The organism is Cronobacter universalis NCTC 9529 (assembly GCF_001277175.1).
Classification (GTDB): domain Bacteria; phylum Pseudomonadota; class Gammaproteobacteria; order Enterobacterales; family Enterobacteriaceae; genus Cronobacter; species Cronobacter universalis.
The window spans coordinates 2117372-2129304 of record NZ_CP012257.1 but is presented as its reverse complement, the minus strand read 5'-3'; the positions used below and the strand labels follow the sequence as shown (position 1 = coordinate 2129304).

The 11933-nt window shown below is 61.2% G+C and carries 10 protein-coding genes and 1 pseudogene; 5 read left to right on the top strand and 6 right to left on the bottom strand.

Annotated features, from left to right (window positions below; genetic code table 11):
* Nucleotides 1-2 precede the first annotated feature (2 nt).
* Together AFK65_RS09840 and AFK65_RS09835 are read right to left on the bottom strand one after the other, a co-directional pair.
* Nucleotides 3-290, bottom strand: coding sequence for a HigA family addiction module antitoxin (locus AFK65_RS09840; RefSeq protein WP_038857220.1), 288 nt, complete (start codon nt 288-290; stop codon nt 3-5).
* Nucleotides 290-568, bottom strand: a complete 279-nt coding sequence (locus AFK65_RS09835) for a type II toxin-antitoxin system RelE/ParE family toxin (RefSeq protein ID WP_032805395.1) — start codon at nt 566-568, stop codon at nt 290-292. Before AFK65_RS09835 ends, AFK65_RS09840 begins: the two co-directional genes overlap by 1 nt.
* 298 nt (nt 569-866) lie before the next feature.
* On the opposite strand from AFK65_RS09835, the gene AFK65_RS09830 reads away from it, so the two are divergent.
* A complete protein-coding gene (locus AFK65_RS09830) occupies nt 867-2471 on the top strand; it encodes an alpha-amylase family protein (RefSeq protein WP_007697768.1) in 1605 nt (534 codons plus the stop codon).
* A 1-nt stretch (nt 2472) separates the two neighbouring features.
* On the opposite strand, the gene AFK65_RS09825 is transcribed toward AFK65_RS09830, so the two are convergent.
* From AFK65_RS09825 to AFK65_RS09810, 4 genes and pseudogenes are all read right to left on the bottom strand, one after another.
* Entirely contained in the window at nt 2473-3459 is a 987-nt protein-coding gene (locus tag AFK65_RS09825) for an SDR family oxidoreductase (RefSeq protein WP_038857222.1), read from the bottom strand.
* Nucleotides 3460-3573: 114 nt separating this feature from the next.
* Nucleotides 3574-5508, bottom strand: coding sequence for a methyl-accepting chemotaxis protein (locus AFK65_RS09820; protein ID WP_038857225.1), 1935 nt, complete (start codon nt 5506-5508; stop codon nt 3574-3576).
* A 699-nt stretch (nt 5509-6207) separates the two neighbouring features.
* The gene (locus AFK65_RS09815) at nt 6208-6387 is read right to left on the bottom strand and encodes a hypothetical protein (RefSeq protein WP_007697756.1); all 180 of its coding nucleotides are present in this window, start codon (nt 6385-6387) and stop codon (nt 6208-6210) included.
* A gap of 109 nt (nt 6388-6496) precedes the next feature.
* Nucleotides 6497-7109: pseudogene (locus tag AFK65_RS09810) on the bottom strand (GntR family transcriptional regulator).
* 216 nt (nt 7110-7325) lie between these two features.
* On the opposite strand from AFK65_RS09810, the gene AFK65_RS09805 reads away from it, so the two are divergent.
* Genes AFK65_RS09805 through AFK65_RS09790 form a run of 4 tightly spaced genes read left to right on the top strand, consistent with a single transcriptional unit; the run spans nt 7326 to nt 11918 of the window.
* Nucleotides 7326-8819: an ABC transporter substrate-binding protein gene (locus AFK65_RS09805; protein WP_038857226.1), complete on the top strand. Its 1494-nt coding sequence runs from the start codon at nt 7326-7328 to the stop codon at nt 8817-8819.
* Nucleotides 8816-9661, top strand: coding sequence for an ABC transporter permease (locus AFK65_RS09800; RefSeq protein ID WP_038857228.1), 846 nt, complete (start codon nt 8816-8818; stop codon nt 9659-9661). Before AFK65_RS09805 ends, AFK65_RS09800 begins: the two co-directional genes overlap by 4 nt.
* Entirely contained in the window at nt 9661-10575 is a 915-nt protein-coding gene (locus AFK65_RS09795) for an ABC transporter permease (protein WP_007697746.1), read from the top strand. The genes AFK65_RS09800 and AFK65_RS09795 overlap by 1 nt, the downstream gene beginning before the upstream one ends.
* A complete protein-coding gene (locus AFK65_RS09790; protein ID WP_038857230.1) occupies nt 10572-11918 on the top strand; it encodes a M20 family metallopeptidase in 1347 nt (448 codons plus the stop codon). The genes AFK65_RS09795 and AFK65_RS09790 overlap by 4 nt, the downstream gene beginning before the upstream one ends.
* Nucleotides 11919-11933 lie beyond the last annotated feature (15 nt).

The following is an 11933-nucleotide window of genomic DNA, read 5'->3' as shown; positions in this document are numbered from 1 at the left end:
TTTTATGCCCTCTGCAACCGTTGCAGATGCGAGAAATCAACAGACTGGCGCGCCTGAAAGAGATCGTATTCATTCTGCATGCCCAGCCAGACATGCGGCGAGCTGCCAAGGACCGCCGAGAGACGCAGCGCCATTTCCGGGGAGACGTCAGATTTGCCGACCAGCAGTCGCTGCACCGTCGACGGCGCGACGTCCAGCGCTTTGGCCAGCGCGCGGGCGCTGAGGCCGAGCGCTTCCATTGACTCCTGCACCAGCTTGCCTGGGTGTGGTGGGTTAAACATCGTTGCCATCAGTGGTAATCCTCATAGTTGACGATGAAGACATCGCCATCCCGAAACTCAAACGTGATGCGCCAGTTTCCGCTGACGGTCACAGCCCATATACCTTGACGCTCCCCCGTCAGGGGATGCAGGAAAAAGCCCGGTAAGTCGACGTCAGCGGGTCTTATCGCCTGATTCAGCACCGCCAGCCGCAGAGAAATCTTTCTGGCATGGCGGGCATGAATGCCTGCGGTGGAACCCGTTTCGAAATAGCGTTGCAGGCCTTTATGCCTGAAGCTTCTGATCATCCCTGCCACCTCGCTCCTGATGAAGATCGTAAATCAGTGTTGCGCTATACGCAACGCTTTTATAAGCGTTAAGTCACGGCTTACGCTTTCCACTGCGCAGCACCTTATCAGCGTTGCGCGTACGCCAGAAGCCGGAGGCTGAGTGACGGTTAAACTGTTCGGCGCGGCTCGCATTTCTGATGAAACCTCTCTGCGCGCTTTACAACACAGAGACACATCGTTCGCCATGCAGGCCGTGCCGTCGCGCCTATACTTAACATTCGTCGAATTCCGTTTAACCGCCAAAAGGAATCCGCTTATGAGCCGTCTGTGGCACCAGAACGCCGTCATTTACCAGATAGATCCCACCCGCTTTTTTGACAGCAATGCTGACGGCTGGGGAGACCTGCGCGGCATTGTCGAAAAGCTCGACTATGTTGAATCGCTTGGCGCAACCGCCATCTGGCTGACCCCGTTTTATCTCTCGCCGCGCCGCGATAACGGCTATGACGTGGAAAACCACACCGAGCCGGACCCGCGCATCGGCTCGCTGGAAGACGTTGAGTGGCTGATAGCCGAGGCGGAAAAGCGCGGAATTCGTGTGATTATCGAACTGGTGGCGCAGCACACTTCAGATGCCCATGACTGGTTTCAGGAGGCGCGCAAAGGCCGCGACAACCCGTTTCACGATTACTATCTGTGGCGCGACACGCCAGGCCCGGATGAACCCGCGCCGATGTTTCCGACAATCGAGCCGCACATCTGGCGCCGGGATGAGCAGGCGCAGCGCTACTACCGTCATCTCTTTTACCATCATGAGCCGGATCTCAACCTGCGCCACCCCGATGTCATTCAGGCCATCGACCGCGTGCTGCGCTTCTGGGCGGAGAAAGGCGTGGCGGGCTTTCGCGTCGATGCCGCTTCGCACATGGTCGAACAGGCCAGCCTGCCGGGCGATAAAGAGAGTGGCTACCGGCTGTTTAACCACTTCTACGACCTGCTGACGGAAGACAACCCGGATATGATCCTGCTCGGCGAAGTGGACGTGAACGTCTCGGAATTTGAAGATTTCTTCGGCGGCGGCGAACGCCTGACTACGCTGCTTAACTTCTGGATCAATAAAAATACGATTCTGGCGCTGGCCCGCGAAGAGGCCGCGCCGCTGGTGAAAGCGCTTAACGAACTGCCGATGCCGCCTGCTAACGGCGGCTACTGCTTCTGGCTGCGCAACCATGACGAGCTGGACCTGGAAGATCTGGAGCCGGAAGATTATGACTTTGTGATGAAGAAATACGCCCCCGATCCCGACATGCGGATTTACGGGCGCGGCATCCGCCGCCGCCTGGCGCCGATGCTCGACGGCAACGAACGTCAGCAGGCGATGGCGCATGCCCTGCTCTTTTCGCTGCCCGGCACGCCGGTGGTGCGTTATGGCGCGGAGATCGGCATGGGGGATCTGCTTTCACAGCCGGAGCGCGAATCGGTGCGCACGCCGATGCAGTGGCACGCCGGGCCGGGCGCCGGGTTTTCCGCCTGCGATCCGGCGCGCTTTGTGGAGCCGCTCATCACTGACGGCCCGTTTCGCTATCAGGCGATTAACGTGGAAGAACAGGAGTCGCGCGACGGCTCGCTGCTGCACCGTATCCGCCAGATTATCGCGGTCTGGCGCACCCTGCCGGAGATCTGCTATCAGCATTTCCACCCGTTCACGGTGCGGGAAAAGAGCGTGTTTGCGGTGCGCTATCAGAACCACAACGTCGCCACGCTGATGCTGACGAACCTGAGCCATGAGGCGGTGACGGTGGATTTAGGCGAGCTGGATCTGGAAGACGCCTGCGAGATACTGGCGGATGATAATTATCCGCCAGTCGCCTGCGCGCTTCGCATCAACGGTTACGGCTACCGCTGGCTGCGGGTACGGTAAGTTACCGGCGGCGGAACAGGCTTTTTAACAACAGCCCGGCCACCGCCACCGCCGCCACGCCCATCACGCGGGAATCGACGGCCACCGCCTTGCTCTTCGCGTGGCTGTCGAAGCGTCCGTGCGCCTGATGGCCGTTTTCCAGCGGCTGAAACAGATAATCGGGTCGCTGCGTCGGTTCGGCCTCGTCGGTCAGTTGCCCTTCCCAGGTTTTCGTCACATAGCGGTCCAGCAGACCAGGGAAGAACATGTTGCCGACTATCGACATCACCGTGTTTTTACCCAGCCACACTTCGCGCGGCGGACGGCGCGCCACGGCCGCGTCATAAATCGCTTTGGCGGCCACTTCCGGCTGGTAGATAGGCTCAATGGGCTGCATCCGGTGATGAAACTTATTGCGCGCCCAGTTGAACTGCGTGGTGTTAATGGCGGGCAGTTGCACCATTGAGACCCGCACACCGCTTTTCTGATGCAGCAGTTCGCAGCGCAGGGAATCGGTAAACGCGCGGATCGCCGCCTTCGCGCCGCAATAGGCCGACTGCAACGGAATCGAGCGCCAGGCGAGCGCTGAGCCCACCTGAATGATGGTGCCGCTGTCGCGCAACTGCATATAGCGCAGCGCGCTGCGGGTGCCGTTCACCGCGCCGAGATAGGTCACTTCCGTGACGCGGCGGAACTCGTCAAAACTGATGTCCTCTACCGGCGCGAGCACGGTCGTCATAGCGCAGTTGACCCAGACCGACATTGGCCCCAGCTCTTCCTCTATGCGTTGCGCCGCATTACTGACCTGCTGCGGATCCGCCACGTCGGCGCAGATGCCAAGCACCCGTCCGCCGTAACGCTTTAACTCTTCCGTGGCCTCCGCCACGCCCTGCTCTCCACGGGCAATGATCGCCACATCATAGCCAGAGGCCGCAAAGTAACTGGCCGTCGCGCGCCCGACTCCTGAACTGCCGCCGGTCACGACAGCAACAAAGGCGTTTTTTGTCATGTCGTTATCCTGATTTGCGTTAAGGGTAACGAAAGCTTAGTACAGCGCGGGAAAAGTGGGCGCCCGGCAAGCCGGGCGCGAGAGAAGAAAGTGCGATAAGGCGAAGACGAAACGTCAGAAAGTCGTCCAGCCCTCGTCCGTCGCGGGTTTACGCGGCGCTGCCGGAACAGGCGCCGCCGGACGGAGGGGCACCGCTTGCGGGCGCGGCGCGGCGGCCTGCGCCTTCAGGCGAAACGCCCCGGCCAGCTGGCGCAGACGGGCCGCCTCGGCGCCAAGATCGCTTGCGGCGGTGGAAGACGCGCTGACCAGCGCGGCGTTCTGCTGCGTGGTAGCGTCCAGCTCGCCGACCGCGCGGGCGATTTGTTCAATGCCGCGGCTCTGCTCCTGGGAGGCCGAGGAGATCTCTTCCATAATATCGTTCACGCGGGTGACCGAACTCACCACGTCATCCATCGTCTCACCGGCGCGGGTCGCCAGCGTGCTCCCGGTTTTAATGCGGTTGACCGACTCATCGATCAGTAGCGCGATATCTTTCGCCGCCTGCGCGCTGCGCTGGGAGAGACTGCGCACTTCAGACGCCACCACCGCGAAGCCGCGGCCATGCTCTCCGGCGCGCGCCGCTTCCACCGCCGCGTTGAGCGCCAGGATATTGGTCTGGAAGGAAATGCTGTTAATGACCTCAGTAATGTCGGCGATTTTGCGCGAACTGGCGGAAATCTCCTGCATGGTCTGCACGACATCGCGTACCACGTCGCCGCCGCGCCCGGCGGTTTTTGATGCCTGCGCGGCGATCTGGCTGGCGTGGCGGGCGTTATCGGCATTGTTTTTCACGGTCGCGGTAAGCTGCTCCATGCTGGCGGCCGTCTGCACCACCGCCGTGGTCTGCTGTTCGGTCCGCGCCGACAGCGCGCTGTTGCCGGAGGCAATTTCGTCCGCCGTATGGGTGAGACGCCCGACGCTCGCGCGCAGCTCGCCGGTCATGCTGCGGAGTCTCTCGTTCACGCGCGCCATCGCGCCGGTGAGTTTGCCGAACTCGTCATGGCGATCGATATCAATCTGCGCGGTTAAATCGCCATCAGCGATACGTTCGGCGAACGCCAGGTTCAGCTTCAGCGGGCGAATTATCTGGCGGCTGATGGCCCACGCGACGATAACGCCGAGCAGAATCGCAAAGGCTCCCAGGATCAGGGCAAGCGTTGAGGAGCCTGACGCCAGTTCGTCACTCTGCGCTTTGGTAAGCGCCACCATCTGTTTAATTGCGCCGCTACTCCGATCGCCTGCCGTTTTCACCGCGTTTTCCGCGCCCTTCAGCGATTCCCGGGCGGCGTAATAGTCGCGACTGAGCGTCTGGTAGCGCACCGTATCCTGCCAGAGGCCCGCGAACGGCGGCAGGAGTTCCGGCGAAAGACGGCTTACGAGCGCCTGATACTGCCCTTCCACCGCGCTGAAACGGCGCTGGAGCGCCTCGCTTGCCTGCTCTGTGCCGGTAAAGCGCAGCGCGTAAGCGTAATCCCGCAGATTACTGATGGCGAACAGGAGATCGTAAATCGCATAGGAGAGCTCAGGGTCGGCCACCGGCGTGCGGATAAGCTGGGTATAGCGCGCGGTTTCATCCTGGCCTGCCAGGGCGTCGAGCTGGCTGCGAAGCTGGCTGAGCGTTGTCGTGGCGTCGCTCATGGTGGTCACGCTGCTCTGGAAACTTGCCAGATAACGCTGGATATCGGCGACGATCGCGCGTTCGTTGGGTGACCAGCCGAGGGCGCTGGCCTCATGCGTTTTCGCGAGCGCCTCGTCGACATAGCGACTCATCAGCGCGCGGGCGTCGTCATCGCCGGTATAGAAATATTTAAGCCGGTTAATTTTGGCCTGAAAGACGTCGATATTGATGTCGTAGATAAGATTGCTTTTGACGGAAACGTCGCGGATGGCCATAAAACGCGCCACGGAAAGCGCTGTCGCCAGCGCCACCAGCAGCAGCACCACGCCAAATCCGGCGGCGAGCTTGCGGGTTATGCGAACGTTGCGTAATCGAGTTACCAGTACAGCCATCCTGCCTCCTGTTTTACGATAATCGGGCCTCGCTAAAAAGCCACAGGAGGTTATCGGCTAAGCCGCCGATATTTTTAGCAAAATGTGGAAAAAAGCGGCAATAAAAATAGGCCGCTCGGCGACGCTTAAGAATTTCGGGGGAAACGCCAGGAATGTTATACCGGAGAGATTCTGATTCGCTCATGATTGGGCTTCATGGCGTTTTCTGTAACGCCGTCATCGACGGGTAACCGTTATCCTTTCTCTTCCATCAATAACGCTAACCAGGGAGCATTATGGCGTTGTTAAGCAACTACAAAATTTATATGGCGACGCTTGCCCGACGCGCAGCTAAGACGCTGCTGTTTGTGGCGCTTTTCGGCGTCTTTGCGCGTGTGATTGACGCGTACGCTTTATCAGCCTGGATACGGCTAACGCGTTCGCGCGCTGGTTACACGGCAGCGCTAATCAGGAAAATTACGACGACCTGTGGTTTTTTACCGATCTCATTGCCTCTGCGCTGTGCGCGTTTATCGCCTGGCGCGCCATCATGGGCGTCTGACGCAAGATAGCGGCGTCGCGTAAGCGTCTGGCATAAACTCACACGCAATAAAAATGGCCTTTTACCCGACAGCCTCGCGGGAAGCTGTCGTGACAAAGGCCATCTGCAGCGTGCACAGCTCATTCCAGTAACGCAGCCGGATACCGCGACGGTACCGGTTAGCGCGTGCGGTGCAGGCCCGGATCGATATTGCCGAAATCAAGACCATAGAGATGTCCGTAAGGGATAAAGGATTCCAGCATCAGCGCGCGCGTCTCGGGCGGCTGCGGCGTGAGCCAGGCGCGGAGTATGCGGCGGATACGTGAGCGCGACGCATGACGACGTACGGAGATGTGCATGATGATCGCCTCCTCGGCGGTGCGCAGGCGTTGTGCTGCCCTGTCAGTAAAGCGCCGGGGAGACGAAAAGGGAAATACGCATTCCGGCAATGTTTTGCCGGTGTGCGGATTAGCCGAAATACTGTTTTTTCAGGATAAGCGCGCCGTCGTTAATCGCTTTATGTATCGCGCGTGCGGCCGCTTCGCCATCGCCCGCCTCAAGCGCTTCCAGCAAATCATCATAATTATGATGTCCGCGCACAAAATCTTCCGACTGTGGGTAGAGATAGTTAAAGCACGGGCCGATACGCATCCAGAGCTGTTCAATCAGCGGTCGGCATATCGGCCCAGCTGTAGAGCTGAAAACGAAACGCGCGGTTGGCCTGCAACGCCTGCTCAACATTGCCGGACATTTTGGCTTCGCGAAACGCGTCGCACAGCTCACGCAGATGGGCCATACGCGCCGGGGTGATATTCTGCGCCGCCGCTTCCGCCGCCATCCCTTCAAGATTTTTGCGGATCTTCGTCACTTCGTCGTAGCGCGCCTCGCTGATTTCCGGCACCAGAAACGCCTGCGCCGGGGTGGCGTTGAGCGCGCCGGAAGAGACCAGACGCAGCAGCGCTTCGCGTACCGGCGTGATGCTGATCCCCAGTTGATCGGCGATCTCCTTCGTGACCAGACGAGCGCCCGGACGCAGGCTGCCAACGATAAGGGCGTTTTTCAATCTCACTTCCACTTGCATGGTTAAACTCAGGCGTTGCGCTTTTTCCAGATCCAACATGTTTATTTCCTGTCGTAAAAAATTTACTTTGTATTAGCAGGCGCTTAACTGACGTCTCGTCATCCTGACCAGAGGATATATTCTATATCTTTGATAACACGGTTTTTATGGTCAGGAAAACCTAAAATAACCAAAACGTTCACTGACCAGTACGACAACCATTAAGGTATTGACCTAATGAAACGACTGTCCCGTAAGCTTCTCTCACTTTCTGTGGCGCTTTCTTTACTCGCTCCGCTCAGTCAGGCCAGTACGCTGACCATTGCGCAGCCCACTTCCGCTACCGCCATGGATCCCGGCTTTCTGAAAGAAGCCGCGACCCTGGTGGATAACGTATTCGATACGCTGGTGCTGCGCGACGCGCAGATGCAACTGAAACCCGGCCTCGCCACCCACTGGGAAGCCATCAACGACACCACATGGCAGTTCGATCTGCGTAAGGATGTCAAATTTACCAACGGCGAGCCAGTCAATGCCGCGGCAGTCAAGTTTTCCATCGACCGCATCCTCGACCCGGCCAACCACGCCCCCACCATCTCTTATATCCGAACGATTAAATCGGTCGAGGTCACCGGCGACTATCAGGTGCGTATTCACACCAATGGCCCCGATCCGCTCCTGCCCACCCGCATGAGTCGTTATCCGGCTTATATCGTGCCGCCTGGTTATGTAAGTAAAGTCGGTGCTGCGGAATTTGCACGAAAACCTGTCGGAAGTGGCGCTTATATCGTCAAAACTTTCATTCCCGATGAACGTGTTGTGATGGAGGCCAACCCCAACTACTGGCGCGGCAAGCCGTCCATTGACGAAGTCATCTGGCGCCCGATCCCGGAAGCGACCGCGCGCATCACCGCGCTGCTGACCGGCGAAGCGCAGCTGGTGGAAGGCGTGCCGGCGGATCTCGCCCCGCTGGTGAAAAGCAAACCCGGCGTGAAGCTTGAGCAGGTGAAAGGCGGCGGGCTGACGATTTACCTCGGCATTAAAAACAGCGAGCCGCCGCTGAACGACGCGCGCGTGCGTCAGGCGCTGTCGCTGGCGCTGAACCGCGACGCCTATACGCAGTCGCTGCTGCACGGTTTCGGCACGCCGACCGGCACGCTGGCGGGCCCGAAAGATTACGGCTATAAAGCCATCGCCGCGCCGAAACAGAACCGCGAAAAAGCCAAAGCGCTGCTGAAAGAGGCGGGCTACCCGCAGGGCTTCACCGTGAAATTCCAGGCGCCGCGCCGTTATATCGCCAGCGCTGACGTAGGCCAGGCGATAGTGGCCGATCTCGCCGCCATCGGCGTGAAGGCGCAGCTCGAGGTGCCGGAGTGGTCGGTCTACACCCAGCAGGTGGCGTCCGGCAAACAGGCCCCGCTCTATATGCTGGGCTGGGGCTCCACCCAGACGCTGGACGCCGACGCCGCGCTCTACCCGGTGCTGCACGCAGGCGAGCCGTACTCAACGGTGAGCGACCCGGCGCTTGATAAGCTCTTAAACGAGAGCCGCGCCACGGTGGATGCCACGAAGCGCAAAGCATTGCTGGAGCTGATCCAGGATCGCGTCGCCGCAGAACAGCCGCTCATCCCGCTCTACCGGGAGGACGCGATTTACGCTTCCAGTGACAACGTCACGTTTACAGGCCGTGAAGACGCCCGCGTGTCGTTGTTCGATATGAGGATGAAATGATCTTCCCTGGCCGTTACGCATCCCGTTCACGCCGCCGTCCCCTGCCGGGGGACGGCCTTCTCGGCGGCGCGCTGTTGGCTGTACTCATCCTGGCCGCGCTTCTCTCTCCCTGGCTTCCGTTACCCGATCCGCTGCAAAGCGATCTCGCCGCGGTCTTTCAGGCTCCCGGCCCGCAGCACTGGCTGGGCGCCGATCAGCTGGGCCGCGACGTGCTCGCGCGTATTCTCGCGGGCGCCCGCCTTTCGCTGTTCGTGGTGATTATCGCCGCGCTCATCGCCGCCACGATGGGCACGCTGATGGGCATGGTGGCCGGTTACTTCGGCGGCTGGGTCGACGCGCTCATCATGCGGCTTATCGACATTCAGCTGGCGGTGCCGTTTATTCTGCTGATCCTGCTGGTGATGGCGCTGTTCGGCACCTCGCTTACCAACATTATTGTGATTATGGGCGTGACCAGCTGGGCGATATACGCCCGCGTGGCGCGTGCCCGGACGCTGGAAATTCGCGAACTGGAGTATATCGACGCCGCGAAAACCATGGGCTTTTCGCACCTGCGCATCATGCTGCGCCATATTTTACCGGCGCTCGCGACACCGCTGCTGGTGCTGCTGACGCTCGATATCCCGCGCCTCATTGTGCTGGAAGCCTCCGTCGGCTTTCTCGGCATGGGCATCCAGCCGCCGACGCCGACGCTTGGCAATCTTATCGGCGAAGGCCGCGCCTATATGCTGCTCGCGCCGTGGCTGGTGGTCTGGCCCGGCTGCGCCATCGCGATGCTGGTGGTGGGCTGTAACCTGCTCGGCGACTACTGGCTGCGCACCACGCAGGCGAGGGTCGAATAATGGCGCGCTATCTGATTTCCCGCTTTTTCCAGGCGCTGCTGGTCATGTTCGGCGTCTCGCTGCTGATATTCTTCAGCCTGCACCTGACGGGCGATCCGGCGGCGGTCATGATGCCGCCCGGCGCCACCGCGCAGGAGATTGCCGATTTCCGCCACGCGATGGGCTTTGACAGGCCGCTGCTGACGCAATACGCCGACTACGCGGGCCACCTGCTGCGCGGCGATCTGGGCGACTCCCTGCGCTTTGGCCAGCCGGTCTCAACGCTGATTGCCGAGCGTCTGCCCGCCACCGCGCTGCTGGCGCTGACGGCGCTCGCCTGGAGCACCCTCGCGGGTCTGGCGCTCGGGCTGGTGAGCGCGCTGTGGCGCGACACTATCTGGGACTTGCTGGCGCGTCTGGTGGCCTTCAGCGGTCAGGCGGTGCCGGTGTTCTGGCTGGGACTGCTGATGATATTGTTCTTCAGCCTGCAACTGCGCCTGCTGCCCTCCGGCGGCTACGGCGAGCCGTTACAGCTCATTATGCCCGCGGTCTGCCTGGGCGCTTACTACATGAGCGCGATGGCGCGTCTGGTGCGCGCGAGCCTGATTGACGTACTGGATCAGGATTACATCCGCACCGCGCGCGCCAAAGGCCTCAGCGCCTGGCGGGTGCTGGTGCGTCACGGGCTTCGCAACGCGCTGATCCCTGTAGTGACCGTACAGGGGATTTCGCTGGCCGCGCTGCTTGGCGGCGCGCTGGTCACCGAGATTATCTTCGCCTGGCCGGGCATCGGCCGCCTGGCGGTGCAGGCTATTCAGAACCGCGATTTTCCGCTGGTGCAGGGCGTGGTGCTGCTCGCCGCGCTGACGTTCGTGGTGGTGAACCTGCTGATTGATTTGCTTTACCTGGTACTGAACCCAAGGATACGTTTATGACCGTTCAGCCGCATGCCAGCCTGGATGCGACCCTGGAGCTGCTCTCTTCTCTTACCGCCTGGCAAAGCGTGGCGGATGAGCCGGATGAGCAGCGCTCTCTCGCCGCCTGGCTCGAAGCCTGGCTAATCGACGAACTGGACGCCAGGGTGATCCTGCCGGTGGCGCAGCAGCCCGCCGACAGCCCGCCGCTGGTGCATGTCCGCGTGGACATCGGCGCGCCCGACACGCTGGTGCTCTACAACATGTATGACGTCATGCCCGCCGATGCCGAGGGCTGGCAGGTCGACCCGTTCACCGGCGGCATTCGCCGCTGGGCCGAGAAGGGCGACGTGTTTATTTCGCGCGGCGCGGAAAACAACAAAGGCCCGCTCGCCGGCATGCTCACCGTGGTGCGCGATCTGTGGGAGAGCGGCAGGCTGGCCACCAATCTGGAGATCCTGCTCGAGGGCGAAGAAGAGTGCGGCAGCGGCACGCTCCGACGCTATCTCGCCCGCACGCCGTGCCCGGTCTCGCCCGCGCTCGCCGTGCTGTTCCCGTCGCTGTGCGAATATGGCGGCGGCGCGCCGCGGCTCTATCTCGGCTTTACCGGCATGACCGCAGGGCGTCTGCGTGTCGCGGGCGGCGACTGGGGCGGCCCGCAGGCCGCCATTCATGCGAGCAACGCGGCGTGGATAGCCAACCCCGCGTGGCGGCTGGTGCAGGCGCTCGCCGCCATCGCGCCCGCCGGGCGCAACGGCGTGCTGGAAACGCTGCCGTTGGATGACGCCGCGCTGAGTATCCTGGACGAGCTGGCCCCGCAGTTCAGCATTGCCGATGAACTGACGATGCGCAAAAGCCAGCGGCTGACGATTTCAGGCGACACCCGCGAGGCGCTGGCGTTTTTACTTGGCAGCGCGGTGCTGAACTTAAGCGAAATCCGCACCACGCCGCTGCCGGGCCGCGGCATTATTCCCCCGCTCGCCTGCGCCGAATTCGCGCTGCGCACGCCGCCGGGCAGCTCACCCGAGATCTTGCTGGACGCTATGCGCGCGTCGCTCTCTCATCAGGAGATAACAGGCGTGGAGTTGGTCGTGGATGACAGCTACCCCGGCAGGCGCTTTTCGGCTGACGACGCAGGCGTAATGGAACTTATCAATAGCTATCACCAGCAGCAGGCGCGCCCGCAGATCTGGCCCTGGGCGCCTGGCTGCGCGCCAGCTTACGCCTTTGCGCCCGTCGCGCCCGCGTTTCTTATCGGCGGGCTCGGCTATGGCGGCAACGCGCACGGCGTGAACGAGTTTGTCACCCTGCGCGGGCTGTCGCGCTATACCCGGTCGCTGCGCGACTGGCTGCTCTCATTCTGACGGTTTCAGGAGATA